Source organism: Enterococcus canis NBRC 100695 (genome assembly GCF_001544375.1).
Lineage (GTDB): Bacteria > Bacillota > Bacilli > Lactobacillales > Enterococcaceae > Enterococcus_H > Enterococcus_H canis.
Genome location: NZ_BCQJ01000002.1, coordinates 126,454 through 153,386, shown reverse-complemented (window position 1 = coordinate 153,386; position 26,933 = coordinate 126,454). Strand labels below are relative to the sequence as shown.

Here is a 26,933-nt window from a genome sequence, read left to right as displayed (position 1 = left end):
TTCTGTGTATTCCTTCTTATTTCTCGGAGTTAGACGCTTCTGTCCCATCCTCATTGTTATTGTGGATAGTATGCTTTCACGTAGGCATCTACTGCTTTTAAAGCATCCACGATGTCTTCTGCTGAAACCTCGAAGGGCATGTTATGGATTGTTTCGCCTTCGATTGTAGCCTGCTCGCCAATAGCCAACAGTTCTTGCTCACTGGCGTTGGCCAAGTACATCTCCTCTAAGGTTGTAGGTAAGTCTAAGGCTTGATACAGGTCGATATAATCATCTAATACTTCAGGGTCCGCGTTTTCCAACATTAGTTGTGTCAAGGTACCATAAGCGACTTTTTCACCATGGCTTAGGTGATGGATGTCACCTTCAACAGCTGTGAAACCATTATGGATCGCGTGGGCTGCTGCTAGACCAGCACTCTCAAAGCCTAAGCCGCTTAGCAATGTGTTCGCTTCAACGATGGCTTCAAACGCCGGTGTTACAACGCCGGCTTGGTTAGCTTGATACGCTTTTAAGGCATTTTCAAATAGCACCTCTTCACATTTTTCAGCAATCGCCATGGCGGCAATTGGTTGCGCGCCTTCCACCATATTTTGACTGTGACTTTGCGCGACAGCACGAGCTTCGACATAGGTAGCTAGGGCGTCTGCGATACCCGCTGCCAACAATTTAGCCGGTGCTTTCGCAATAACGGCAGTATCCACCAATACTAGCTCAGGATTTTTATCATAAAAACGGTAACGCTCAAATTTTCCATCATCGCTGTAAATAACGGATAAGGAAGAGGTGGGTGCATCGGTTGAGGCGATGGTCGGTAGCACCGCAATCGGCAGCTCCGCGTCATCTGCGACAGCTTTTCCTGTGTCAATGGCTTTTCCGCCACCTAGTGCAACAATAACCTCAACTTTCTCTTTTGTGACGATTTTGCCAATTCGTTTGATTTCTTTCTCAGATGCTTCTCCTGAGAAGATTTCTTTGACTGGATCCAGCTCAGCTTCTTTCATCGTGTCAAACAGCTCGGCACCGACTAATTCCCAAATTGTTTCATCTGTTAAGAGGAGTGCCTTTTTCCCTAAGTCTTTGATGTATGCCATCCCCGTTTTGAAAACATCTTTTCCCTGGACATAACGAGATGGGCTTGCGAAGATTCGTTCCATTGCATTGCCTCCTTATAGTTGATAAATTTAGTATGACATAAAAGGACAACGCTTACAAATATTACTAAAAAAGTTGCAAGATTACACAAATGGTATACACCATTCTTGACTTTTTTAAGGGAACAGAGTACCTTTAAGGTAACAATGAGAGAAAGAAGGATGATCATGCGTACTTTTGTTTATGCGGATAAATTCTTTTACACAACAGATGTAAAAGGTCCTGGTTATTTAGAGATTACAGATGGGATTTTTGGTGATTTCCAGAAAGAAAAACCAGCTGGTGACGTGACAATCATCGATCAAAGTGGAAAATGGATTGCACCAGGCTTAGTTGATACCCACATTCACGGGTTTATGAATCATGATGTCATGGATAATGACGCAGAAGGCTTGAAAGTGATGTCAGAAGGTTTACTTTCTTGTGGTGTTACTTCATTCTTACCAACAACTTTAACTTCTACTAAAGAACGCTTGCGTGACGTAGCTGAAACAATCGGCAACACCTATCAAGAAGTACCAGGTGCGAAAGTACAAGGTATTTATTTTGAAGGCCCGTTCTTTACTGAAGAACATAAAGGGGCGCAAAACCCAAGTTACTTTGGCGATCCTGATTTGGATACTTTCCATGAGTGGCAAGAAGCTTCTGGTGGTTTGATCAAAAAAATTGCTTTAGCACCTGAACGTAAAAATGTGAAAGAGTTTGTTGAACAAGTAACAGATGAAGGTGTTGTCGTAGCATTAGGACACAGCAACGCAACGTTAGAAGAAGCGCAAACAGCTGTCGAAGCGGGTGCTAGTGTATTCGTTCATGCTTATAACGGCATGCGTGGCTTGAATCACCGTGAACCTGGGATGGTAGGTGCTTTGATGTCCTTGAAACACGTTTTCTCAGAGTTGATTTGTGATGGTCATCATGTTCATCCAAATGCAGCCGATATTTTAATGGAAAAAGTCGGTCATGATCACGTTGCTTTGATTACCGACTGTATGATGGCCGGCGGTATGCCAGATGGTCACTACAACTTAGGCGAATTCCCCGTTGTGGTGGCAGAAGGAACTGCTCGTTTGGAATCAGGCAATTTAGCTGGTAGTATTTTGAAATTGAAAGAAGCGATTAAAAATGTAGTGGAATGGGAAATTGCAACTCCTGAACAAGCCATTATGATGGCAACTTGGGTACCGGCAATTTCTTGTAAAATCGAAGATAAATGCGGCATGATCAAAAAAGGTCGTGAAGCAGACTTTATCGTTTTAGAGCCAACAATGGATCTAGCGGCAACTTATTTAGATGGTGTCGAACGTTACACAGCTTAAGGATAAAAGTACGATCAACGTTTCCTAAAAGGAGGCGTTGATTTTTTTTGAAACAAATAGTAAGGTACTTGACTAAATAGGCAGGTACCTGTATAATTCTTTTTGTAAGGTACCTTAACGAAACAAGGAGGAATTACCATGAATGAAGAATTATTAGATGAGTTTTTAAATTTTGAGATGTTACTAAGACGCTATCAAGCATGGCAACGCAAAGGACATGGTCCTTTTGGCAATCCACATCGTGGTCAAGGACGTGTGCTCGCTTTATTGAAGATGCAACCTGAAATCACCCAAAGAGAGCTGACTTATTTGTTAGATATGCGACCACAATCTTTGGGAGAATTACTGAACAAGCTGGAAAAAAGCGGCTATATCACTCGCGAACCTTCAGCGGAAGATCGGCGGGTTATGGTAGTACGCTTGACAGATAGCGGTCGCGAGGTTTCTGAAGAGCAAGAAGAAAACATCTTTGCAAGCTTGACTGAAGAGGAGCAACAACAGTTTCATGATATCTTGACTAAATTAAGCAAAGCGATGGAAGAACAACTACCGGAAGAAGCACTAGGTGGACGGGGCGGCTTTGATGCAGAGATGCGCCGTAAATGGATGGAAAAGATGAAACAAGGTCAAGGCGGATTCCACTTTGATCCTCGTGATGGCAGTCGTCGTCATCATCGTGACTTTTTCTATGGTTTTGACGAATAAGGAGCGTGGATGCGATGTTGTCTATGATTTTATGGATACTATTTGGCGAAAAGTTAGAGGCAGATATGCAAGAAGTCCTCAAAAAAAGCGGTGCGAAAATTCGTACCGCTTTTTCTTAGCTTTCGGGAATGTAGTTAGAATGTAAGGTTCCTTGATCAATCTGTTGAAAGAAAGGCACGATGGGAAGTTCGTAAACTTCGATATCTGATTGATACAGGCTGCTGGGGATAACACGCGTACGTTCTGTGTCAGCTCCGATAAAGTCGCCATCCATGGTTTGTGCAACAACCAGAAATCCCGCTTCTTGCCACGTTGCGATTTTTTCGGCGCTTAAGGTGGCAGTGGAGGCTAAGAACTGCGCATTCTGTTGTAACTGAGCCGTATTATCGGCAAAAATAATCCCGCGGTATTCGGTTTCACCCATTGCCGCCAGAAATTCTTGGGGCGTTAGGGTTTCTGTTAATTCTTGAAACATCTGCAACACCTCACTGTTCATTCAAAATTTCGACATGGAAGTTTACCTCAGGATTCTTGCCCAAAGAACGAGCTTCCATTACGATTTTTGTACATAATAACTGACTACCCTCATAAACCGGTGTCACCCGGTAACGAACTGTTTGACCATCTTCTAAAGCCTGACGAATCATATTTTCATATTTGGTCATGTACGGTGTATTGACGGGATTTTGATATAAGGTGGTCAGGTTGCGAGGATCATCACCAGAGCCGCCCATTTGCCGGCCAATCAAGTGACCGCGGGAATGGTTGTAGGGCGCCTTTCCGCTCACAAAGCCAGGTGGTCTGATGTCACTGTTGGCACTGGTACCAGTATTGATCATTTTTTTAGTTAGTAAAGCATCAGCACCCGTCGCTCTGCCTAATGAATCGAGGGCGTGATACTTAATCCAACCTTGACCACTCTTCAACTCGTCACTTGTAAAAGCGGCTTGACCTAATTCAATCGGTCCAGGATTATTCCCTTTTACCACCTCGGTTTTTGGTTCATCTATTCCTAATATCTGCTGCCAATCGTCTGGTATTTGGATACCTAAAACGCCTAAAAAAAGGACGACTAAGACGCTAACGATCCAGACAGCCGGACTTTTCGTCGCGGTTTTTTTTCTTTTTGCCATAACAAACCTCCTCCACGATATTCTACTAGAAAACGCCAGATAAAAAAAGGAAAGATGCGCAACCGGTAGGGATTTTTACGGGAGTATGATAGAATTTAGTGAAGAAGAAATTTGAGGTGAGACGATGGCATATATAGAAGTGATCGATGAATACAAACGATATCACATGGGGGATTCCACCATTGTGGCCAACAATGGTATCAATTTTGAAGTCGAAAAAGGTGAGTTAGCCGTTATTTTAGGTCCAAGTGGTGCTGGAAAATCGACTGTGCTAAATATTCTAGGAGGAATGGATTCCTGTGATGAAGGTCAGGTGATTGTGGATGGTACAGACATTGCGACTTTTAATAGTCGCCAATTGACGACGTATCGCCGCAATGACGTAGGGTTTGTTTTTCAATTTTACAATTTAGTCCCTAACTTGACGGCCAAAGAGAATGTCGAGCTGGCTTCTCAGATTGTATCCGATGCTTTGGACCCAGATGACGTATTGCTCTCTGTAGGCTTGGGGCAACGTTCGCAAAACTTTCCAGCCCAACTATCTGGTGGCGAACAGCAACGGGTCACAATCGCACGGGCTCTAGCCAAAAAGCCTAAATTACTGCTATGTGACGAGCCAACAGGGGCTTTGGACTATGAGACTGGTAAACAGATTTTACAAATTTTGCAAGATACCGCACGGGATACGGGGACAACCGTGGTAATTATTACCCACAATTCCCAAATTGCGCCGATGGCTGATCGAGTAATCAAAATCAATGATGCCAAAGTTCGCGAGATGACGATTAACCCGAATCCTGTGCCTATCAGTCAGATTGAGTGGTAGGTGGTTAGATGAAAAAAGCACTTCATAAATCGGCATGGCGCGAAATCAAGCAATCAAAAGCTCGTTTCTTTTCCATTTTAGGCATTATCTTTTTAGGAGTGGCCTTCTTTGCGGGAATCAGTGCCACTGGTCCGGATATGTTGAACACGGCCAATCACTACTATGAAAAGTATGATTTGTACCATATGCGTGTTTTGTCGACATTGGGTTTGAATGATAAAGATCTTGATATAATTAAAAAGGCTGAGGCGGTTGCTGCTGTTGAACCGCGTTACACAAGTGATATCAATTTAAGCGCCGAAAATCAAGTCGTCCGTTTTGTTGGCTATGATGAAAATAATACCATTAGTCAATTTCGTTTGGTCGAGGGTCACTTACCAGAAAAAGACGATGAAATCGTTCTAGATCAAGCGGAGGCGAATCGCGGTGACTTTAAACTAGGCGATACTTATACGGTTGAAGAAAGCAAAGAAACAGAAGCGTTTTTTAAAAGATTCAAATTTAAAGTGGTAGGTTTTGCTAATTCACCTGAGTATATTGAAAACTATACGCGAGGTAACACCACCGTTGGTAAAGGCTCAGTGGATTATTTTGCCGTTGTACCAGTGGCAGCCATCAAGCAAGACACTTATACAGAACTTTTAATTCGTTTTAAAGACTTAACGGATCAGGATGGCTATGGCACGACTACGGAGAAAAAACTGGCTGCCCACGAAGCGTCTTTAAAAAAACTTTTAGCAGACCGCGGAACGGAACGCCTGCAAGAAATCAAAGATGAAGCTGAGACCAAGCTTAAGGACGCCCGTAAGGAAATCGCAGATGGAGAAAAGAAATTAGCAGATGCTGAAGAAAAACTACAAGCTTCTGAAAAGGAATTAAGCACTGGCGAGACTGAGCTAGCGCAACAGCAACAAACATTCGATGATAAAATTGCGGATGGACAAGCGCAACTTAATGAACAAAAAGATCAGTTAGCGCAAAGTCGGGCACAATTAAACGAAAAACAGCAAGAACTAGCGAATGCTGAAGCTGAATTGAAAAAGCATGAGGCAGATATCGAAAAGGCTAAAGGAACAGCGTTAGAGTTGGGTCAACAACAAAAAGCTGGCGAAGAAGGGGTTGCAAAATTAAAAGAAGCGGCTCAGGGCTACCAAGCAGTACTTGAAGGCATCAAGACCCTTGCTGCGAGTCCAGAGGAACAGTTTGCGGAAAATGCGCAAGTCATGATTCCCACCTGGTTAGGGGTAATCAAGATGATCAACCCTGAAGACCCAGCCTATCAAACAGCGGAACAATTGCTGCAAGCTCCGGATCCTAAACAATTACCTACTTTAGAAAAGGAAGTCAACGCTTCCGTTGCAAACATTACGCAACAGACGAGCGAAGCGGAGGCGGGCGTCACCAAGATTGAAGCGGCGTTAGCCCAAATCCAACAACAGTTAGACCAATTTGATGCTTCTCAAAAACAGCTAGCGGATGGCAAAAAACAACTGGCAGCTGGACAATCTCAGTTAGAGGCTGGTGCTGCGCAACTGACGGCTGCTGAAAATGAACTTGAGGCGGGACGGTTTGACGGCCAGGCGCAATTAGACGAAGCGGCGGCAAAACTTGCGGAAGGTCGCACTGAGTATGAAGAAGGCAAGACTGCTTTTGAAAAAGAGCGGGATGAAAATTTGCCCAAGCTGCGAGAGGCTAAAACAGAGCTAGAGAAACAAGAAAAAGAACTTGATGATATGAAGCCGGCTGAGTATTTCTATTTCGATCGAAGTGATAATCCAGGTTACAGTGAATATAGCCAAAATGCGGACCGAATCGCGGCGATTGCCACGGTCTTTCCGGTGTTTTTCTTCGTGATTGCAGCATTAGTGAGCTTAACCACTATGACTCGGATGGTGGAAGAAAAGCGGGGTGAGATTGGCACCTTTAAAGCGTTAGGCTATCGCAATGGTGAAATTGCGCAAAAATATATCCTATACGCAAGTATTGCTAGTTTGGTTGGCGCAATTTTAGGTCTGATCTTGGGCTATCAAGTTTTCCCAACCTTAATTTTTAATGCTTACGGTTCAATGTACAATATTCCGGATGTGCTTTTATCTTGGTATCCGCGCTATACCGTGATTTCATTGATTGTCGCGTTAGTATGTACAGTAGGCTCGGCCTTGGTGGTACTACGGGTAGATTTGTTGGCTAACGCCGCAATTCTATTGCGTCCGAAAGCACCGAAGCCTGGGAAACGCATCCTATTAGAACGGATGGGACCTGTGTGGCGACGACTGAGTTTTATTCAAAAAGTAACAGCTCGTAATCTATTCCGCTATAAATTACGAATGACGATGACGGTACTGGGGATCGCTGGGTGTATGGCCATGATCATTACCGGCTTTGGCTTACGGGACTCCATCGCAGATATTGTGAATATCCAGTTTGATAAGATTTTCCATTATCAAGCACTGGTGACCTTGGATGAAGATATAAGCCAAGATGCTGGCGAACAGGTTCAAAAGGATTTGGCAAAACTGACTGGCTATCAGGACGATATGGCTGTTAGTGCAGAAACAATGCAGGCCACTGGTGGCGATGTCACCAATCAAGATTTAACGGTCTATGTTCCAGCTAAGCCCGAAAATATTGCTGATTTTGTCTTATTCAATGACCGAATCAGTGGCGAAAAGTATCAGTTGACGAATGACGGAGCTATTATTAATGAAAAACTAGCCAAATTGTATGATCTGAAGCCGGGCGACACGCTGACTTTGAAACAGGACCAGAAAACGTATCCTATCAAAGTCGCTCATATCGCAGAAAATTATACGATGCACTTTGTCTATTTGACACCTGATTATTACCAAAGTGTCTTTGGCAAGGAACCTGTCTATAATAGTCAGTTCTTGTTGCTGAAGGAGCAGCCTACCAAGAAGGAGGAAGCTGCTTTATCAGAAGAAATCATGCAAAATAAAGATGTTGCCAACGTCACCTTTATGACCCAGATGGGAAGCGCGTTGAATGACACATTAAACAGCTTGAATGTCGTGATTTGGGTGCTGATTTTATCTGCCGGGATGCTGGCCTTTATCGTGCTTTACAACTTGACGAATATCAATATCTCGGAACGGATTCGCGAACTTTCTACAATCAAGGTGTTAGGCTTTTATGATAAGGAAGTAACTGCCTATATTTACCGTGAAAATATTGTCTTGACCTTCTTAGGGATTTTCGTTGGCTGTCTTTTAGGAAAACTACTTCATGGTTTTGTGCTGAATACGGCCGAAGTCGATGCCGTGATGTTTAGTCCGCAAATCCACTGGTTAAGTTATCTGTATTCAGCCTTACTTACGATTCTCTTTACGTTGATTGTAATGGTGATGATGCATCTGAAATTGAAGAAAGTCGATATGATTGAGGCTTTGAAATCAAATGAATAAGCAAAATGACTGCCCTTAACTTGTGGCAGTCTTTTTTTGCTCGCTAGTCGTCAGGTTCAATTCAGCTTAATTTTTTGCGATTATTTTATTAGGAGGATACTTATGAAGGGAAAATACAAACTGTGAAAAAATGAACTATCTAACAAAACTGACACTATGCAACCCTATACAAGACTGATACAATAGCTATAACAAGAAAGAAGGAGGGTATTATGATCTTTGGGTTAGCTATTACCACCGTTTATTTTTATTGTTTGATTATCTGTGCAATTATTGCGGTACTGCTGGTCCTCTTTGGTGACATTTTTGATTTTGATGGACCATTTGACCCGATGCTGATTATTCCATGGCTCGCCTTCACTTCATTATTTGGTTATTTGGGTGAGACGTTAATGGATTGGTCCCATTGGCTGATTTTCATTTTGGCGGCGTTGTTAGCCAGTGCATTGGTTTTCCTATTGAATTTTTATGTGCTGATGCCGATGCGGAACGCCGAGTCGACTATCTCAATCTCAGAAAAGTCTATGGAAGGTGCCATTGCCACCGTGATTACCACGATTCCTTTACATGGCATGGGGGAGATTCAGTATAAAAGTGTCACCGGTTCTATGAGCCGTCCGGCAAGCTTTTATGCCCCACAAGAGGAAGAGGCGAAAAGCGGCAGCCAAGTATTGATTATCGAAGTTCGTGAACGTGTGTGTTATGTCGTTCCTTATAAGGGAACGTTTGAATTATAGAGAGGAGAATGGAAATGGTGACAGTGGGGTTACTTATCCCAATCGCAATCGTGGTATTTGTCTTATTGATGTTGTTAATTGTTTTTGTATCAAAATATCAAACAGCGAAACCAGACGAGGCCTTGATTATTAGTGGGAGTTATTTAGGTAGTAAAAACGTCCATCAAGATGAGGGCGGCAATAAAATTAAAATCGTGCGGGGCGGCGGGGCCTTTGTTTTACCCGTTTTCCAACGCTCCAATCGGATTAGCTTACTGTCTAGTAAGCTAGATGTTTCCACACCTGAAGTCTATACAGAACAAGGGGTACCCGTGATGTGTGACGGGACTTCCATCATTAAAATTGGTTCTTCTGTGGAAGAAATTGCTACAGCTGCGGAACAATTTCTAGGGAAGACACGGGAAGAGTTAGAAAATGAAGCCCGTGAAGTCTTGGAAGGTCATCTGCGTTCAATTCTAGGCTCCATGACAGTCGAAGAAATTTATCAAAACCGCGACAAATTTAGTCAAAGTGTACAAGAAGTTGCCAGTGTCGATTTAGCGAAAATGGGTCTGATTATCGTCTCCTTTACGATTAAAGAAGTACGAGACAAAAACGGCTACTTGGATTCCTTAGGGAAACCACGGATTGCGCAAGTGAAGCGTGATGCTGATATTGCCGAGGCTGAAGCTTTGAAAGAAACACGTATCAAAAAAGCCGAAGCAGAAAAAGAATCACAACAAGCGGAGTTGCAACGTCAAACGGAAATTGCCGAAGCTGCCAAAGAAAAAGAATTGAAATTAGCCGCTTATAAAGAAGAACAAGATGTGGCGAAGGCGAAGGCTGACCAAGCTTATAACTTAGAAAGCGCGCGGGCGCAACAAGAAGTTGTGGCGCAGGAAATGGAAGTCAAAGTCATTGAGCGTCAAAAACAAATCGAATTAGAAGAAAAAGAAATCACACGTCGTGAAAAACAATATGATTCCGAAGTGAAGAAAAAAGCCGATGCGGATCGTTATGCCAAAGAACAAGAAGCGCAAGCCAAGAAAGCGGCGGAAGTTGCAGATGCCGAAGCAGAACAATATCGGATTGAGGCTTTAGCGACTGCCGAAGCCAATCAAACTCGACTTGCCGGTCAAGCGGATGCAGATGCCATTTCTGCTCGCGGGAAAGCCGAAGCGGAAGCTAAGCAAAAAATTGCCGAAGCCTTCCAAGAATACGGCGAAGCGGCTGTCTTGAGCATGATTGTGGAAATTATGCCACAGCTGGTTAAAGAAGCGGCTCAACCATTAGGCAATATCGATAAAATCTCAGTGGTGGATACAGGTCAAGGGGGCGAAGGCTCTGGCGCCAATCGGATTACTAACTATGCCACCAATCTTTTAGCTAGTTCACAAGAAACGCTAAAAGAAACCACTGGAATTGATGTGAAAGAATTGATTGAGAATTTCTCACAACGGGGTAATGTTCGTCAAGTAACAGTGGAACAACCAGAGACAAAAGAGGAATAAACAGACGCACAGGCTATCAGTTTGAGCGTTCACAAAGAGGTTGCTTCTGCTTCCACCGTTTATTCGGCTATAAATAGTCTGGGACATAACTTTTCGAGTTATGGCTCAGATTATTTTTTTGTGGAGAGAGCTGAGTAAAATCGAGAAAATGCCAATTTTTTCAAACAGTTAGCAAAATCCACAAAAATTTGCCCAATTTTCCCGGTTAGTTGTAAACCGTTTTCAAATCTTTGGTATAATAAAAATAACAGGAAAAGGAAAGGAGTGACACAATGCAAAAACTTAGATTTACGGAAACAGTTTTGCGGGATGCCCACCAAAGTCTAATGGCGACCCGTATGACAACAGCGGATATGGAACCCATCTTAAAAACGATGGACCAAGCTGGTTATCATTCCTTAGAGTGTTGGGGTGGTGCGACCTTTGATGCGTGTATCCGTTATTTGAATGAAGATCCTTGGGAACGATTACGCTTAATCAAATCTAAGGTGACTAAAACACCGCTGCAAATGCTACTGAGAGGCCAAAATCTATTAGGCTACCGTCATTATGGCGATGATGTGGTGGAGCGGTTTGTGGCGCTGGCGCATGAGAACGGCGTTGCTATCTTCCGAATTTTTGATGCTTTGAACGATCCGCGCAATTTAGTTGCAGCGGTGACCGCGGCAAAAAAAGTGGGAGCTCATGCACAGCTAACGATTGCTTATACCATCAGTGAAGTCCACACGTTGTCATACTACCGCGAGCTAGTAGCGACCTATGTGGAGATGGGCGCGGATTCTATTTGTATCAAAGATATGGCCGGAATCCTTACACCAGCTAAAGCTACGGAATTAGTCCAAGCGTTGAAAGAAACGACAACGCTACCTTTAGTAATCCATACCCACTGTACTAGCGGAATCGCCGAACTGACGTATCAAGCGGCTATTAGGGCAGGTGCCGATGTGATTGATACAGCTATTTCGCCTTTCAGTTCCGGGACCAGCCAGCCACCTACGGAATCATTAGCGATTGCTTTTGCTGAAGAGGGCTATGAAACGGGCTTGAATTTAGAAGTCTTGGAAGAAATTGCCGAGCACTTTCGCCCGGTGAAGGACCATTATCTAGGGAATTTGCTGGACCCTAAAATGCTGACGCCAGATCCGCGGGCCTTGTTGTATCAAGTACCAGGGGGAATGCTTTCCAATATGTACGCGCAACTGAAGCAGGCCAATGCAGTGGATCGTTATGAAGAGGTATTGAAAGAAGTTCCGCGCGTGCGAGCAGATTTAGGCTTTCCGCCGTTAGTAACACCCATGAGCCAAATGGTAGGGACACAAGCTACCATGAATGTGCTGACTGGTGAGCGTTACAAAATGGTTTCCAACGAAATCAAAAGCTATGTTTCGGGACATTATGGCAAAGCGCCAGTTCCCATCTCAGCAGAAATTATTCAGCAGTTGATAGGGACAGAACCCGTTATTACAGACCGGCCAGCCGATCATATTGCCCCGGAATTTCAGCAACTGAAGGCAGAATTAGGCACACTAGCTAAGACTGACGAAGATGTTCTAACATACGCTTTGTTCCCACAAATAGGGAAAGAATTTTTAGAAAAGAAGTATCAACCAAAAGTTGAGGAAAACCAACCAATTCGAATTTTTGCTCATAAAGGAGGCAGCCTATGACCATTACAGCAAGTATCGAACTAACCATCGTTGCGATGGCAATTGTTTTTGTGGTCTTGATTGGCTTAACATGCCTGTTGACTTTAATCGCAAAAGTGGTCAAAAAGCAGCCGTCAACACCAGTTCAACCGCCAGTGTCTAATACACCAGCCGCAGATAGCCTGGATTTAGGAGAAGAAGGCGATGTGGCGATGCTGATGGCATTGGTTCTAGCAAATGAAGATGCACAAGACAAACATTATGAAGTTGTAGAAATCAAACGAGTGAGGTGACAGAATGAAAACGTATGAGATCGATGTAAATGGCAAAGTCTATCACGTAAAAGTCAAAGAAATTAGTCCAGATCAGATTCCGCAAACGCCAGCATCAGCAGCTGCACCGCCAGTAGCTACGGCGGCACCTGTCAAAACAGTTGGGGAAGTTGGGATCGAAGCGCCAATGGCCGGCACGATTTTAGAAGTCAAGGTCAAGGTGGGCGACACGGTTCAAAAAGGACAAACCATCGCCATTTTAGAAGCGATGAAGATGGAAAATGAAATTGTGGCACCGGCTGATGGTACAATCACAGCGGTTCACGTAACGGCGAGTCAAGCGGTGGAATCTAATCAGCCGATCGTCAGCATGTAGGGAGGGAGTCAGATGCTAGATACATTACAACAGATGATTGATACCTCAGGTTTTATGAACATGAGTTTTAACAATCTGTTTATGATTGCCTTAGCCTGTCTCTTTCTCTATTTGGCTATCAAAAAGGAATACGAACCTTATTTACTGATTCCCATTGCGTTTGGTATTTTATTGGTGAATCTACCTTTGGCGGCTCTGATGGGGGAGCCTAAGGGCGGTGAACCAGGAGGCTTGTTGTACTATCTTTATCAAGGGACCACTTTAGGAATTTATCCACCGCTCATTTTCTTGTGTTTAGGAGCTTCAACGGATTTCGGTCCGCTGATTGCGAATCCTAAAACCTTGTTATTAGGAGCAGCGGCACAATTTGGTATTTTCGCAGCTTTCTTTGGGGCGATCGCGCTTGGAATGACGGGTCCTGAAAGTGCCTCGATTGGGATCATTGGCGGTGCGGATGGTCCTACGGCGATTTATTTGACAACCCGCCTTGCGCCACACTTGCTGTCAATCATTGCGCTGGCGGCGTACTCGTATATGGCCTTAGTTCCCATTATTCAACCACCTATTATCAAACTGTTGACGACCGAAGCAGAACGCAAAATCAAGATGACGCAGCTGCGCCCAGTTTCGCAAACGGAAAAAATCTTATTCCCCATTGTGACGACAATTTTCGTCGCCTTGATTGTGCCATCGGCTACTACGTTGATTGGCATGCTGATGTTGGGCAATTTGATTCGCGAAGCCAAAATCGTGCCGAAACTGACGGAAGTATTGCAAAATTCCTTTATGTATATCATTACGATTATTTTAGGAATCACAGTCGGTGCCAAGGCAGAAGGCGATTTGTTTCTTTCTGTTGAGACCCTGAAAATCATCTTTTTAGGATTATTCGCGTTTTCAGTTGGCACAGCAGCCGGTGTCTTGTTTGGGAAGCTTATGAGCAAATTAAGTGGCGGCAAAATCAATCCAATGATTGGTGCGGCTGGCGTTTCAGCAGTGCCCATGGCGGCACGTGTGGTTCAAAAAGAAGGAATTAAAGAAGATCCAAGCAATTATTTATTGATGCACGCTATGGGGCCCAACGTTGCGGGAATCATCGGCTCAGCAGTAGCAGCCGGCGTGTTGTTGGCATTTTTTAGCTGAATAAGGATAATAAAAAAACCTCCAAAGGCTAGGGGAACCTAACTTTTGGAGGCTTTTTCGTGGTCGATCTTTTGTTGAATCTGTTCCTTTAAAGCGGCCAGTTCGGCCTCTTTTTTTGCGAGGACCTTCATATCTTCATCAATTTCACGCTTGGTTTCTGGTGGCTTTGGTCGGATAAAATTAAGTGCAATCGCAATAAAAGTTCCGATAAAGGTATCAATGACCCGGTCTAAGGCATAATAGACGGATTCACCACGGGGAATGCTGAGAGAAATCAAAAGCATCGTCGCGATGGCGGAAATGATACCCGCATTGTTATTCAAGCCGTCCGACAATACAATCACCACTACCACTAAGGTGGGCAATAGTAAAAGCTCCACTAAAAAGGAGTTATCAAAGAAACGCTGTACTACAAAATAAACAATACTGAGGGCGCCACCTAAACTGTTGCCTAAAATTCGTGACTTGCCAAAAGAAACACTGGTGGTGAGATCCTGCCGTAATGAAAAAACAGCAGCTAAAGCGGCGATCATCGGCGCGCCGCGGTCGAGAAAATGGAATAATAAGATCGTGAGCATAACGGCAACTGCCGTTTTCATTGTGCGCATACCTAGGCGGAATCTTCCAAAAACCATGAGGATCGCTCCTTTCTCTTCTATGATAACGAATTTTTTGAAAAATGACAAAAAGAGATTAAGAAAACTTTTAGGCAAATTCCTTTAGAACATGTTATTCTTTTGAAGAGGTGAGAAAATGAGAATCGGGTTACGAACCGTCAAAACAGCATTAAGCGCGATGTTAGCGTATATCGTGGCTGATTTATTACATCTACTTTATCCAACTGCAGCCGGCATCATCGCGGTACTTTCGGTGACCAATACCAAGCGGTCGTCTTGGATAACTGGATTTTCACGACTAGCTTCTTTAGCATTAGCCACAGCAGTCAGTTTAGTGGTTTTCAATCTGTTAGGCTATACACCACTAGCTTTTGGCATGTATCTGTTATTGTTCATTCCTTTAGCAGTTCGGCTGGGCTTATCAGAAGGAATCGTAGTCAGCTCGGTTTTGGCGACCCACTATTTAGTAGAGCAACGGATGGACTTGGCGATTATTCTAAATGAGTTTTTACTGATGGGGCTGGGCGTGGGCTTTGCGCTGCTGATGAATCTTTACATGCCGGATGTCGAAAAACGGTTGAAGGAAAACCAGCAAGTAATCGAAAGTGAATTTCGGACGATTTTACGAGGGCTATCGGTATGTCTAACAAGTGAAGAGCCAGTGGATTTGACAGAAAACTGTGATCAACTACTATTGTATATTGATGAATCACAAAATTGGGCCGTTCAACATGCCGAAAATCGGCTTTTCTCATCAGGAAGCTACTACTTGGAATACTTGCAGATGCGCAGATTACAAATGCATACATTGCGTGATATGGTAGAAGTTGTACAGTTTATCTCGGCGGCAGCTCGGCGTGATCAGCTGCAAGTCAGTCAAATTGAAAACTTACAACAGTTGTTGTTGTTCACTGCAGAAAATTTGGCGGAAGAGAATGATAGTCAAGAATTTAAGGCGATGATTCAAGAGACACTAGCAGATTATCGGCAGCAACCATTGCCAACAACGCGAGAAGAATTTGAGATTCGAGCCAGTTTATTCCAGTTGCTGCAATTGTTTCAAAACTTCATTGAAATCAAAGTCAGCTTTGTTCAAACAACCGTTAAAAAATAAGCAAGCCAAAAGCCTAAAGTCAGCATGACATAGCATGTCGACTTTAGGCCTTTTCTAGTCGTTTAAGGATTAAGAAAATTTAGGCTTTTGCCCACTGTTGCTGCATTTGATCCAAAATAGTAATAACATCATGGGTCAAGAAGAGGGAACGATTTGGTGCGCCTTCAATGAAACCAATAAAATTCGCTACTTCATAATTCATGGCTTCGCTAGTACTTCCAGAAACAACTGTCTCTGTCGTGCCATCGTTAAAGAAGATCTCAGCTTGATCTGCTCGTGGATATTGGTCGATGACGATATAAGCATCTTCAAATGCGACAACTCCTAGCTTCGGCATTTTAGCCTGGAAGCTAAGTGAAACAGTAGCGATTTCATCTTCGCTATTGCGCAAGATTGTGGCGGATTGTTCATCGACACCTGTTGAAAAAGGCAGCATGGTGGTTGCGATAACCTCTGGTTGCGAGGTCAAAAAAGTCCGTGCAAAGGACACTGCATATGTCCCGATATCTAGCAATGCGCCACCTGCTAAATCAGGATTAAAGAAACGATTGCTTGGGTCTGGTTCTTTGTAGCTACCAAATGGCGCTTGAATCATTTTCAATTTGCCAAAACGTCCAGAATCAATTTGACGTTTTAATTCAGTGTATAAAGGCATGTTGAAAATCGTCATGGCCTCAGCCAAAACTAACCCTTTTTCTTCTGCCAAGGCCATAGCCTCCGTCAGTTCAGCTTGATTCATGGTGATGGCTTTTTCACATAACACATGTTTGCCTGCCAACAGGGCCTTTTTGATGTAGTCAATGTGCTGTTTGTTTGGTACCGCAACATAAACAACATCCAATTCTTCGTCAGCTAACATTTCGTCATAGTCTCCGAAAGCATTTGGAATGCCATATTGTGTTGCGAAGGCTTGCGCTTTTTCTAATGAGCGGGAGCCCACCGCATACAGTTCGCTTTGTTCATGATGAAAGACTTCGGCTAATTGATGCGCGATCTCGCCAAGTCCAATAATTCCCCAATGATAGATTTTCACAAAAATCGCTCCTTTCACTGCCATATTATAACAAATTTTTAGGAAAAAAAGCGGAATCATTAAAATAATCGAAAGAACTTTTCTCAGAGGTGCTTTTTTCGTAATTTTTCAGTAAAATAGAAGGGAATGGAGGGGAAGCAAATGCATCAAGTATTAGTAGACATTATTTTAGATGCGATTATTGAACGTTATCAAACTGAACAGCAGTTTTTAGAAGATGCTTTGGGTCTCGATGCCGTAAAATGGGACCTTTGGAAAGAAGGCCGCGGCACCCTCAGCGGGGAAGAAATGCAGAAAGTTAAAATGCTGTTTACGGATTATGAGTGGATGTTAGTCCAAAAAATCTTACGGCAAACCGTCTTATTTCCAGAGAAAAGGGCCATTGCTGTTTCGGAGTATCAACGGATCAAAACTGAAATAGCGAAAAAATGGCTCCAGTCTAGTGCCGGTCAAATCGAATTGGAAAAGCAAAAAAATAACGATGAACTGCGTGCAATCGACTTAAAAGTTTCAATTCATTACGGGGAATGGGGCTATGACGATATTATTACCTTCCGGCTACCTGCCTTATTGCAGCCACAGCTAGAAGGATCAAAAGTTGAGCTTTTAGATTGGGTCAACGAAAATCTAACGGAAACGTACGTGAAAGAGTAGGAATCAAAGTTGAAAAGAATTTTAGGTATATTATCGGTATTAGTAGTCTTGGGTGCAGTCGGCTATGTCTTTTTTGGACAAGAGAAGGCAGCCACCGCGCCAGCAACTGAAGTTACGCAGCAGTCTTCTTCAGAGGAAGACCCGCTGCCAGATGTCAAAACAAGTGATTGGCAACTACTTTTAGTAGGGCCTGACAATGCGCTGAAGGAAGATAATGTCAAACTGGCAACATTGCCAAATGGTATGGAAGTTGATGAACGCATCGTCGAACCATACGACCAATTGATCGAGGCTGCCAGTAAAGCGGGCTATAATTTGATGCTAGTCTCAGCTTACCGTTCCGTTGCCTATCAAGAACAAATTTACAACCAAAGTATTGCCGATATTATGGTCCAACAAGGCGTGGACGAAGCGGAAGCAACGAAACAGACCAAAGAATACTTCACGGTACCTGGACATAGTGAGCATCATACAGGCTTAGCAATCGACGTGGTAGACGATGCTTGGTATAATCAAGGCGGTGACGTCTTAACTGCCGCTTATGGCAAGCAAGACAGCGCTAAATGGCTGGCACAGCATGCGCGGGAATATGGGTTCATTCTCCGCTATCCAGAGGGAGCGGAAAAAACGACGAAGATCAATTATGAGCCTTGGCATTTCCGCTATGTTGGGAAAGACAGCGCCAAATATATCGAAGAACATCACTTGACGTTGGAGGCGTATTTGGAGTTACTAAAAAAAGCAGGTAAATAATGAGAAGAAAATCTTATCCTATGTTGTTGGTTAGCACCTTGCTCGTCGGTCTTGCCTTTATCGCCTCGATCTTTATCTTGGCAAATGCTGCCGCGCCTAAAGAAGAGGCGCAGACAAATGAAGAGGTCACAAAAGAAGAATTTATTGAACGAATTGCTCCTCATGCACGGGAACTTCAAGAAGCATATGGTGTGCTGCCTAGTATCATCATTGGTCAAGCGATTCTTGAATCCAACTGGGGGCAAAGTCAGTTAGCCAGCAAATATAACAATTTGTTTGGTATCAAAGCTTATGGTGATGTAAAAAAAATCTCTTTGAAAACACAAGAATTTGTGAATGAGGAGTGGATTACGACTGATGGCGATTTTCGAGTGTATGATTCATGGGAGGAATCCATGGATGATCACACGAATTTGTTTTTAAACGGCACCAGCTGGAATCCGCAACTTTATCAAGGGGTCATCGCAGCGGATAATTACCGGGCGGCTGCACAAGCTTTGCAAGATGCCGGCTATGCTACTGATCCAGGCTATGCGCAAAAAGTAATTGAAGTGATCGAGACCTATCAATTGAATAAATATGACTAGAGGAAGTGACAAGATGGTAGATAAAGAACAGTGGGTACCAGAAATCACAACGGAATTACGCCAAGATATTGTGCGTGTTCCAGCCGTCATTCAAAAAGCGAGTGGCATCATGATTTTCGGCAAGAAAATTCGTTCCATTATTTTTACGACAGATATTGCCATCATCCGCAATACCAATGCCAATGCGGTGATTGCTGTCTATCCGTTCACGCCACACCCGGCCATTACCCAAAGTATCATCCAAGCGGCTGATATTCCGGTCTTTTCCGGTGTTGGCGGTGGTCTAACTCAAGGAATCCGGTCTGTTTACATGAGTCTTTTTGCTGAATCACAAGGTTCTCTAGGCGTTGTCTTAAATGGACCTACCTCTCTTGATACGGTTCGCGATGTCTGTCAGGTAGTGGACATTCCCGTAATCAGTACTGTGACCTCCATCTATACACCGATTGATGAAAAATTAGAGGCTGGCGTTCGGATCATTAACATTAGTGCCGGTAAAGATACGGCGAAAACAGTGAAACATTTTCGCGAAAAATATCCAGATCTGCCGATTATTGCAACGGGCGGCCCAACTGAAGAATCAATTCTAGAGACGATTGAGGCGGGCGCCAATGCCATTACCTATACACCACCATCAAATGGCGAGCTTTTTAGCAAAAAAATGGAAAAATATCGGAAACAAGAGCGAGAAGCCGAATAAAAACGAAAAAATAAGAATGGAATATTAGGAAATTCTTACGAAGCAAGGGGTTTCATTTCCTTGCTTTTTTAATAATAATGTGGATAATAGAACTATTCAAATCACCTGACGAGCATCGCTCGCGCCGCTTATATATGGTCATAATATGGTTGACTGTCTCTACCCGACACCGTAAATGTCGGACTATAAGCAAAAAGGACAGTTGTACCTTTTTGCTTATGGCAAGAAGGTTTTTTTGTATCCACAATCTAATTTAGGAGTGAATCATATGAAAGAATTAGTAGAACGCATTCAACAAGATGGCCGTGTATTAGGCGAGGGAGTCTTGAAAGTAGATAGTTTTGTCACCCACCAAGTGGACCCTGTATTAATGGAACAAATCGGTGAACGGTTTGCTGAAGTTTTTGCCAATGAAGGCATCACGAAAGTCGTGACCATTGAAGCTTCAGGAATCGCCCCAGCCTTATTTGCCGCAAAAGCTTTAGGAGTACCGATGATTTTTGCGCGCAAAGCCAAAAGCTTAACCATGGATGAAGAGCTGTTGACAGCTTCTGTCTATTCTTTCACGAAACAAGTGACCAGTACGATTTCAATTTCCCGCAAATTCTTATCAGATGCGGATAACGTATTGATCATTGATGATTTCTTAGCAAACGGCCAGGCAGCGAAGGGCTTGATTGAATTATGTCGTCAAGCGGGTGCTGAGGTCTCAGGTATTGGAATCGTGATTGAAAAAGCCTTCCAAGATGGTCGTCAATTATTGGAAGACATGGGCATGCGGGTTGTTTCATTAGCACGGATCAGTTCTCTTGGGGATAGTCAGGTGACATTCACAGAGGAGGACGCTTAAGCGTGAAGGAAGAAAAAAATGGAAAAGCCGCGGTCTTAGGACTGCAACATTTATTAGCAATGTATGCAGGGGCCGTTGCGGTACCTTTGCTGATCGGAACGGGATTGAATTTCAATTCTGAACAAATGACTTACTTGATCTCTATTGATATTTTTATGTGTGGGGTTGCGACTTTATTACAATTAACGGTCAATCGTTTCTTTGGGATTGGACTGCCAGTTGTTTTAGGCTGTGCGATTCAAGCTGTCGCGCCACTGATTGCTATTGGCTCTGAGAAGGGTGTCGGCGCAATCTATGGTTCCATCATTGCTTCTGGTATTTTCGTAGTATTGATTGCCGGTTTCTTTTCTAAAATTAAAAAGCTGTTTCCACCACTAGTAACTGGTACAGTGATTACAGTCATTGGTTTAACACTGATTCCAGTTGCGGTCACCAAAATGGGTGGCGGGGACGCTACTGCTGCAAGCTTTGGTGATCCTGAAAGTTTGTTATTAGCCTTTGTGACGATTGCCTTGATTATTTTGATTCAAGTCTTCGGGCGTGGATTCTTACGTTCGATTGCGGTTTTGATTGGTTTGGTAGGTGGGACGACTTTAGCCGCCATCTTAGGGCATGTGAGTCTGGCACCAGTTGGAGAGGCTATGTGGTTCCATGTTCCCCAACCTTTCTATTTTGGTACACCAACCTTTGATTTATCTTCAATCGCGTTAATGATCGTTATCTCCATCGTCAGCATGGTGGAATCAACCGGCGTTTACTTTGCCTTAGGTGATATCACAGGGCAAACAGTGACTGAAGAACGCTTGAAAAAAGGCTATCGTGCTGAAGGTTTAGCCGTTATATTAGGCGGAATCTTTAACACCTTCCCATACACTGGTTTCTCTCAAAATGTCGGCTTGGTTCAGTTGTCCGGCATCAAAACACGTCGTCCGATTTACTTCTCGGCTTTCTTCTTGATTGCATTGGGCTTATTACCAAAAGCTGGTGCGATTGCACAAATCATTCCAGAACCGGTTTTAGGTGGCGGGATGTTGGTGATGTTTGGGATGGTAGCCATGCAAGGAATGCGGATGCTGTCTAAAGTGAATTTTGCCAATGATAAAAACCTATTGATCATCGCTGTTTCAATTGGTTTTGGTCTTGGGTTCAACATTATGCCGAGTTTGTTCAGTAAATTGCCAGAAACACTCCAAATGTTTACCGGTAATGGTATCGTTATGAGCAGTATCACAGCAATTGTCTTGAATCTACTATTCAATGGCTTGAATGGTGACGAAGCCGATAGCTCTGAATGGGCGGAAGCTAGTCATTAAAAGGCTCCTCAAGATCGTTTATACCGATCGTCAAAAGTTAGATTAAATCTAATTTTTGGCGGTCGGTATTTTTTATGATCCTGAGGAGGCACTTCTTATTAAGGTCCTAACCCATTGGTTTTACTCTTCTTTATAAGCAGCAAACAGCTGTAAAAATTCTTCAGAAACTAGTTTGACTTGGGGAGCCACTGGTTGAAAAGCTTCTTCAATATCAATAAATTGCCCCTGCTCATTAAACATTTCTTTGCGAATGTTTAAAGGTGGATTTACCGCCATGTTGTACATATTCAGTCCCTGCGTGACAAGTTTCATGGCAATCAGCCCTTGAAAACCGCCGTGATTGCCATATACCATAATACTGACTGGCTTGTGGGCCCATTCTGCATATAAATAATCCAGGGCATTTTTCAAAACAGCCGGATAGCCCCAATTGTATTGTGGAAACACGAGAACAAACCCATCATATTGTAAAATCAAATCGCGCCATTTTTTAGTATGCTCTTGCTGATAGTGACCTTTGGCTGGTATTTCTGGTTCATCTAAAAAAGGTAATTTAATTTTAGCTAAATCAATAATATCTAATGTCAGCTTCTCATGAGCCAGGGTTTTCTTGACCCACGCCGCCACATCTGGCCCAATTCTTGTGGGCCGGTTGGTGCCTAAAATAATGCCAATTTTTTTCATCGTTAATCGACTCTTTTCTTTGGTAATTTAGGTGCAATTTGCACATAATTATTGTATGCCTGTTATGCTATAATTGCAAATATGGACAATCAAATTTTTGACTCTTTGTTTCAGATTGTAAATTTTTTTAACGATCCCAAACGTGATAGCAATCTTTTGAGAGAGGCGGGCATTAAGGAAGACCGAAATTTATTACCAGTTATTGTTCGCGTGGGGATGCGACAAACAATCAGTGTTGGAGAGTTGGCAGACCAATTAGGGAAGAATCATTCCTCTACTAGCCGTCAAATAGATAAGTTTGAAAAGCAAGGGCTCCTTATGACGCGCTACAATGATCAAGATAAGCGGATACGGGAGATTATGCTGACGCCCAGTGGGGAGAAGCTCTATCATAAAATCACGGAGACGCGGCAAGCATTGTTTGCGGATTTTTTTAAGCAACTTCCTCCGGAACAATTGGCGCAAATTGACCAAAGTTTACGTTTAATCACGGCAGGATTGAATAACCTGAAATAGTGAAATGAGCTGATTCACGAGACAATCAGCTTTTTTGCAGTGTGCGCCCACTGAAAGGGCCTAAAAGTTAGGTCAGTATCAAGAAATTATCCTGATTTACGAGAAAAATCGTTCTTAATCAGCGGACACTGCAATAAACACGAACGATAACATTAGAAAACTATTTATTATTCGAATATTATTTTGACACGTTGGCAGGCTGTTGCTAAAATAAAGAAAAAAGGGGGCAAATGACGTGGAACCATTAGTTTCAGTTATTATGGGAAGTACTTCGGACTGGGAGACAATGCAGCATGCCTGTAGAATCCTGGATGAATTAAAGATTTCATATGAAAAGAAAGTCGTTTCGGCACATCGCACGCCGGACTTGATGTATCGTTTTGCAGAAGGCGCACGTGACCGTGGTATTAAAGTCATTATCGCTGGGGCTGGCGGTGCAGCCCATTTACCTGGGATGGTCGCGGCTAAAACGACATTGCCAGTCATTGGCGTCCCCGTAGAATCAAAGGCACTGAAAGGCTTAGATTCATTGCTATCAATCGTACAAATGCCTGGTGGGGTCCCGGTAGCGACAACGGCAATTGGAAAAGCAGGTGCAACAAACGCGGGACTACTTGCAGCCGAGATGCTTTCCATGTATGATTTAGTATTGGCGGAACGTCTTGAAATGAGACGAGACGAGATTGAAAAAACAGTTATGGAAAGTAGTGATCAACTTGGTTAAACCTCTACGTCCGGGACAAACAATCGGAATCGTTGGCGGCGGACAGCTAGGTCGTATGATGGCCTTAAGCGCGAAATCAATGGGGTTTCGGATTGGCATCTTGGATCCAACCGAAGATTGCCCGGCAGCGCAGGTCGCTGATTGGCAAATCATTGCAGATTATGCCGACTTAAGGGCCTTAGAACAAATGGCGACACGTTGCCAAGTCATCACCTATGAATTTGAAAATGTCGATGTAACGGCATTAGAACATATTAAACAAGTGGTACGTGTGCCACAAGGAACGGACCTCCTAGCAATTACTCAGGACCGCTTGCTAGAAAAATCCTTTTTAGAAGCCAACAATATCATTATTGCGCCTTATGCCACCATCGTACATCCAACGGATATCCAAGACTCTATCGACAGCATTGGCTATCCATGTGTATTGAAAACGACCCGCGGTGGTTATGACGGCAAAGGGCAATATGTGCTATATAGCCGTGCAGATTTGGCGCCTTCAATGGATCTGCTGCGGGAAGGAACTTGTGTCCTAGAGGCATGGATTCCTTTTGAAAAGGAAATCTCTGTATTAGTAGCTGGCAACGGTAACGGGGATATCACGGTTTTTCCAGTAGTTGAAAACGTCCATCGTAATAATATCCTGCATCAGACCATTGCTCCGGCGGCAATTGATTCAGAAGTTGCGAAAGAAGCCCAACGAATCGCTCGTGTAATTGCGGATGCCATTGGTTTAGCCGGCGTATTGGCGGTGGAAATGTTTGTCACACCAGCTGGTGGTATCTATGTCAATGAGCTGGCACCGCGACCGCACAATTCAGGGCATTATTCCATTGAGGCTTGCAGTATGAGTCAATTTGAAGCCCATATTCGCGGTGTAGCGGGCTGGCCTTTGGCGGAAGTGAAGTTGCTTTCGGAAGCGGTCATGGTAAATGTTTTAGGAGACGAGCTGGCAGAAACAGAAGACCTGATTGCCGAAAAACCTTCTTGGCATTTTCATTATTATGGTAAGCATGAGGCAAAGAATGGTCGTAAGATGGGGCATATCACCATCTTAACGGAAGACCGCGATGAAACATTAGAAGAAATCTATCAAACAAAAATCTGGGATTAGGGGTAGCAAGAATGATTGAACGTTATACACGACCTGAAATGGGTGCGATTTGGACAGAGGAAAATAAATACAAGGCTTGGCTAGAAGTGGAAATCTTAGCAGATGAGGCTTGGGCCGAATTAGGTGACATTCCGAAAGAAGATGTGGCTAAAATTCGTGAAAATGCTAGCTTTGATGTCGATCGTATCTTAGAAATCGAGCAAAGTACCCGTCATGATGTGGTTGCTTTTACGCGTGCCGTTTCTGAATCACTAGGGGAAGAGCGCAAATGGGTGCATTATGGCTTAACTTCTACTGATGTTGTAGACACAGCCTATGGATACTTATTGAAGCAAGCAAATGAAATCTTACGGGAAGACTTAGCGCGTTTTACTGCGATTATTGGTGAAAAGGCCAAAGAATATAAATATACCGTTATGATGGGACGGACGCACGGGGTTCACGCTGAGCCGACGACTTTTGGCTTAAAACTAGCGCTTTGGTATTCCGAAATGAAGCGAAACGTTGAACGCTTTGAACATGCCGCTAAAGGCGTGGAAGCCGGAAAAATCAGTGGCGCAGTGGGTACCTTTGCGAATATTCCGCCCTTTGTGGAAGAATATGTTTGTGGAAAATTAGGTATTCGTCCCCAAGAAATCTCCACCCAAGTATTGCCGCGTGATTTGCATGCTGAATACGTGGCGACGATGGCTTTGATTGCGACTAGCATTGAAAAATTTGCGACAGAGATTCGCGGCTTACAAAAGTCAGAAACTCGAGAAGTAGAAGAATTCTTTGCTAAAGGACAAAAAGGCTCTTCGGCAATGCCCCATAAACGGAATCCAATTGGTTCTGAAAATATGACTGGTTTAGCACGCGTGATTCGTGGTCATGTCGTTACGGCGTATGAAGATGTAGCTTTGTGGCATGAACGGGATATTTCTCACTCTTCCGCTGAACGGATCATTATTCCTGATACAACGATTCTATTGGATTATATGTTGAATCGTTTCGGCAATATCGTCAAGAACTTGACGGTTTTCCCAGAAAATATGAAACGCAATATGGACGCGACCTTTGGCTTGATTTACAGTCAACGAGTGCTATTAAAACTGATTGATAAAGGCATGACCCGCGAAGAAGCCTATGATTTGGTACAGCCAAAGACGGCCTATGCCTGGGATCACCAAACTGCTTTCCGGCCTTTGCTAGATGAAGATGAAAAAATCACGTCTGTTTTATCAAAAGAAGAGCTGGATGATGCCTTTGATTACCACTATCATTTAAAAAATGTCGATACTATCTTTGAACGAGTGGGTTTAGGCGAATAATAAGACAAAAACTGCGGCTATGTGTAATAGTCGCAGTTTTTGTACGCAGAAACGAAGAATATGCGATAATCAAAAGGGAGGTGTTAGGATGAAAGTTGAATGGCGTAAACAAGAGAAAGAATTTTACATCGCATCTAAAAAGGGTGCTTTACTGGAAATTCCCACCTATCAATACTTATTGATTGCAGGGCAAGGCGATCCTAATGGCGAAGGATTTGGCCAGGCAGTCCAAGCGTTGTATAGTTTTTCCTATGGCATCAAGATGGGCCTTAAGAAAAGAACATTACCGGAGGCAAACGACTACACTGTTTTTCCCCTAGAAGGTATTTGGACCACTACCAATGCCCGAGCTGTGACGGAGGTGCTGGATAAAAATGATCTGCAGTATCAAATCATGATCCGCCAACCTGACTTTGTGACAGCGGCGTACGTCGCAGAAATTCGTCAGGAAAAGAGCGGTACGCCTCTCATTGACCAAGTTCAGTTCACAACACTAACGGATGGACTAGCCTATCAAATGCTTCACATTGGCCCCTACGACGAGGAAGCGGCGACCTTTCAAAAGATGGAAGCTAATTTGGCCGAACAGGGTCTGAAAAAGCGTTTATTAGCAGGTTATCATCACCGGGAAATCTATTTATCTGACCCTCGGAGAACTGCCCCAGAAAAAATGAAGACAACTCTACGTTTATTTGTGGAGAGTCAGTAAAGAAACACCGGCTAAAGCAGGAGCGCTCCTAGCT

28 protein-coding genes and 1 riboswitch are annotated in these 26,933 nt (G+C 43.5%); of the genes, 22 read left to right on the top strand and 6 right to left on the bottom strand.

Features of this window, described 5'->3' with window-relative positions:
* Positions 1-56: 56 nt before the first annotated feature.
* A complete protein-coding gene (locus ECA01S_RS04085; protein ID WP_067391525.1) occupies positions 57-1,157 on the bottom strand; it encodes a glycerol dehydrogenase in 1,101 nt (366 codons plus the stop codon).
* Between the two features lie 165 nt (positions 1,158-1,322).
* On the opposite strand from ECA01S_RS04085, the gene nagA reads away from it, so the two are divergent.
* Together nagA and ECA01S_RS04075 are read left to right on the top strand one after the other, a co-directional pair.
* Positions 1,323-2,471 (top strand): N-acetylglucosamine-6-phosphate deacetylase, encoded by a 1,149-nt coding sequence (nagA, locus tag ECA01S_RS04080; protein WP_067391522.1) that lies wholly within the window; start codon positions 1,323-1,325, stop codon positions 2,469-2,471.
* A gap of 138 nt (positions 2,472-2,609) precedes the next feature.
* Complete coding sequence (locus ECA01S_RS04075; RefSeq protein WP_067391519.1) at positions 2,610-3,176, top strand: MarR family winged helix-turn-helix transcriptional regulator; 567 nt, start codon at positions 2,610-2,612, stop codon at positions 3,174-3,176.
* Positions 3,177-3,291: 115 nt separating this feature from the next.
* Here ECA01S_RS04075 and ECA01S_RS04070 read toward each other — a convergent pair whose 3' ends face one another.
* Together ECA01S_RS04070 and ECA01S_RS04065 are read right to left on the bottom strand one after the other, a co-directional pair.
* Complete coding sequence (locus tag ECA01S_RS04070) at positions 3,292-3,651, bottom strand: hypothetical protein (RefSeq protein ID WP_067391516.1); 360 nt, start codon at positions 3,649-3,651, stop codon at positions 3,292-3,294.
* 10 nt (positions 3,652-3,661) lie between these two features.
* A complete protein-coding gene (locus ECA01S_RS04065) occupies positions 3,662-4,309 on the bottom strand; it encodes a DNA/RNA non-specific endonuclease (RefSeq protein WP_067391512.1) in 648 nt (215 codons plus the stop codon).
* A 124-nt stretch (positions 4,310-4,433) separates the two neighbouring features.
* On the opposite strand from ECA01S_RS04065, the gene ECA01S_RS04060 reads away from it, so the two are divergent.
* The 8 genes from ECA01S_RS04060 (at position 4,434) to ECA01S_RS04025 (ending at position 14,221) form a co-directional block, all read left to right on the top strand.
* Complete coding sequence (locus tag ECA01S_RS04060) at positions 4,434-5,135, top strand: ABC transporter ATP-binding protein (RefSeq protein WP_067391509.1); 702 nt, start codon at positions 4,434-4,436, stop codon at positions 5,133-5,135.
* Positions 5,136-5,143: 8 nt separating this feature from the next.
* The gene (locus ECA01S_RS04055; RefSeq protein WP_067391506.1) at positions 5,144-8,557 is read left to right on the top strand and encodes an FtsX-like permease family protein; all 3,414 of its coding nucleotides are present in this window, start codon (positions 5,144-5,146) and stop codon (positions 8,555-8,557) included.
* Positions 8,558-8,769: 212 nt separating this feature from the next.
* Positions 8,770-9,294: an NfeD family membrane protein gene (locus ECA01S_RS04050; protein WP_067391503.1), complete on the top strand. Its 525-nt coding sequence runs from the start codon at positions 8,770-8,772 to the stop codon at positions 9,292-9,294.
* Between the two features lie 23 nt (positions 9,295-9,317).
* On the top strand, positions 9,318-10,784 hold the full coding sequence (floT, locus tag ECA01S_RS04045) for a flotillin lipid rafts scaffold protein FloT (RefSeq protein WP_281176645.1): 1,467 nt from the start codon (positions 9,318-9,320) through the stop codon (positions 10,782-10,784).
* Between the two features lie 272 nt (positions 10,785-11,056).
* Entirely contained in the window at positions 11,057-12,451 is a 1,395-nt protein-coding gene (locus ECA01S_RS04040; protein WP_067391497.1) for an oxaloacetate decarboxylase subunit alpha, read from the top strand.
* A complete protein-coding gene (locus ECA01S_RS04035) occupies positions 12,448-12,723 on the top strand; it encodes an OadG family protein (protein WP_067391494.1) in 276 nt (91 codons plus the stop codon). Before ECA01S_RS04040 ends, ECA01S_RS04035 begins: the two co-directional genes overlap by 4 nt.
* Before the next feature lie 4 nt (positions 12,724-12,727).
* Positions 12,728-13,078, top strand: a complete 351-nt coding sequence (locus ECA01S_RS04030) for a biotin/lipoyl-containing protein (protein WP_067391491.1) — start codon at positions 12,728-12,730, stop codon at positions 13,076-13,078.
* Between the two features lie 12 nt (positions 13,079-13,090).
* Positions 13,091-14,221: a sodium ion-translocating decarboxylase subunit beta gene (locus ECA01S_RS04025; RefSeq protein ID WP_067391488.1), complete on the top strand. Its 1,131-nt coding sequence runs from the start codon at positions 13,091-13,093 to the stop codon at positions 14,219-14,221.
* Positions 14,222-14,259: 38 nt separating this feature from the next.
* On the opposite strand, the gene ECA01S_RS04020 is transcribed toward ECA01S_RS04025, so the two are convergent.
* On the bottom strand, positions 14,260-14,856 hold the full coding sequence (locus ECA01S_RS04020) for an FUSC family protein (RefSeq protein WP_067391485.1): 597 nt from the start codon (positions 14,854-14,856) through the stop codon (positions 14,260-14,262).
* Between the two features lie 118 nt (positions 14,857-14,974).
* Between ECA01S_RS04020 and ECA01S_RS04015 the strand changes: the two genes are divergently transcribed.
* Positions 14,975-15,952, top strand: coding sequence for an aromatic acid exporter family protein (locus ECA01S_RS04015; RefSeq protein WP_067391482.1), 978 nt, complete (start codon positions 14,975-14,977; stop codon positions 15,950-15,952).
* A 79-nt stretch (positions 15,953-16,031) separates the two neighbouring features.
* Here ECA01S_RS04015 and ECA01S_RS04010 read toward each other — a convergent pair whose 3' ends face one another.
* Positions 16,032-16,985: a Gfo/Idh/MocA family protein gene (locus ECA01S_RS04010; protein WP_169792753.1), complete on the bottom strand. Its 954-nt coding sequence runs from the start codon at positions 16,983-16,985 to the stop codon at positions 16,032-16,034.
* A gap of 141 nt (positions 16,986-17,126) precedes the next feature.
* Between ECA01S_RS04010 and ECA01S_RS04005 the strand changes: the two genes are divergently transcribed.
* The 6 genes from ECA01S_RS04005 to ECA01S_RS03980 all read left to right on the top strand — a co-directional run bounded on the left by ECA01S_RS04005 (position 17,127) and on the right by ECA01S_RS03980 (position 21,842).
* Positions 17,127-17,639, top strand: a complete 513-nt coding sequence (locus tag ECA01S_RS04005; protein WP_067391479.1) for a hypothetical protein — start codon at positions 17,127-17,129, stop codon at positions 17,637-17,639.
* Positions 17,640-17,648: 9 nt separating this feature from the next.
* Positions 17,649-18,392 (top strand): M15 family metallopeptidase, encoded by a 744-nt coding sequence (locus ECA01S_RS04000; protein WP_067391476.1) that lies wholly within the window; start codon positions 17,649-17,651, stop codon positions 18,390-18,392.
* Positions 18,392-18,979: a glycoside hydrolase family 73 protein gene (locus ECA01S_RS03995; protein WP_067391473.1), complete on the top strand. Its 588-nt coding sequence runs from the start codon at positions 18,392-18,394 to the stop codon at positions 18,977-18,979. The genes ECA01S_RS04000 and ECA01S_RS03995 overlap by 1 nt, the downstream gene beginning before the upstream one ends.
* A 13-nt stretch (positions 18,980-18,992) precedes the next feature.
* Complete coding sequence (locus ECA01S_RS03990; RefSeq protein ID WP_067391469.1) at positions 18,993-19,679, top strand: hydrolase; 687 nt, start codon at positions 18,993-18,995, stop codon at positions 19,677-19,679.
* Between the two features lie 108 nt (positions 19,680-19,787).
* Positions 19,788-19,885: riboswitch (purine riboswitch) on the top strand.
* Between the two features lie 62 nt (positions 19,886-19,947).
* A complete protein-coding gene (locus ECA01S_RS03985; protein ID WP_067392242.1) occupies positions 19,948-20,529 on the top strand; it encodes a xanthine phosphoribosyltransferase in 582 nt (193 codons plus the stop codon).
* A gap of 2 nt (positions 20,530-20,531) precedes the next feature.
* Entirely contained in the window at positions 20,532-21,842 is a 1,311-nt protein-coding gene (locus ECA01S_RS03980; RefSeq protein WP_281176634.1) for a nucleobase:cation symporter-2 family protein, read from the top strand.
* 120 nt (positions 21,843-21,962) lie between these two features.
* Here ECA01S_RS03980 and ECA01S_RS03975 read toward each other — a convergent pair whose 3' ends face one another.
* Complete coding sequence (locus ECA01S_RS03975) at positions 21,963-22,526, bottom strand: NADPH-dependent FMN reductase (RefSeq protein ID WP_067391463.1); 564 nt, start codon at positions 22,524-22,526, stop codon at positions 21,963-21,965.
* Between the two features lie 216 nt (positions 22,527-22,742).
* On the opposite strand from ECA01S_RS03975, the gene ECA01S_RS03970 reads away from it, so the two are divergent.
* The 5 genes from ECA01S_RS03970 (at position 22,743) to ECA01S_RS03950 (ending at position 26,899) form a co-directional block, all read left to right on the top strand.
* Complete coding sequence (locus ECA01S_RS03970; RefSeq protein ID WP_245631195.1) at positions 22,743-23,042, top strand: MarR family winged helix-turn-helix transcriptional regulator; 300 nt, start codon at positions 22,743-22,745, stop codon at positions 23,040-23,042.
* A gap of 235 nt (positions 23,043-23,277) precedes the next feature.
* Positions 23,278-23,766 carry a 5-(carboxyamino)imidazole ribonucleotide mutase gene (gene purE, locus ECA01S_RS03965; RefSeq protein ID WP_067391460.1) on the top strand — a complete coding sequence of 163 codons (489 nt, stop codon included), beginning with the start codon at positions 23,278-23,280 and terminating at the stop codon, positions 23,764-23,766.
* Positions 23,750-24,880, top strand: a complete 1,131-nt coding sequence (gene purK, locus ECA01S_RS03960) for a 5-(carboxyamino)imidazole ribonucleotide synthase (protein ID WP_067392227.1) — start codon at positions 23,750-23,752, stop codon at positions 24,878-24,880. The genes purE and purK overlap by 17 nt, the downstream gene beginning before the upstream one ends.
* Before the next feature lie 11 nt (positions 24,881-24,891).
* Entirely contained in the window at positions 24,892-26,190 is a 1,299-nt protein-coding gene (purB, locus tag ECA01S_RS03955; RefSeq protein ID WP_067391458.1) for an adenylosuccinate lyase, read from the top strand.
* An 88-nt stretch (positions 26,191-26,278) separates the two neighbouring features.
* A complete protein-coding gene (locus ECA01S_RS03950; protein WP_067391455.1) occupies positions 26,279-26,899 on the top strand; it encodes a GyrI-like domain-containing protein in 621 nt (206 codons plus the stop codon).
* Positions 26,900-26,933 lie beyond the last annotated feature (34 nt).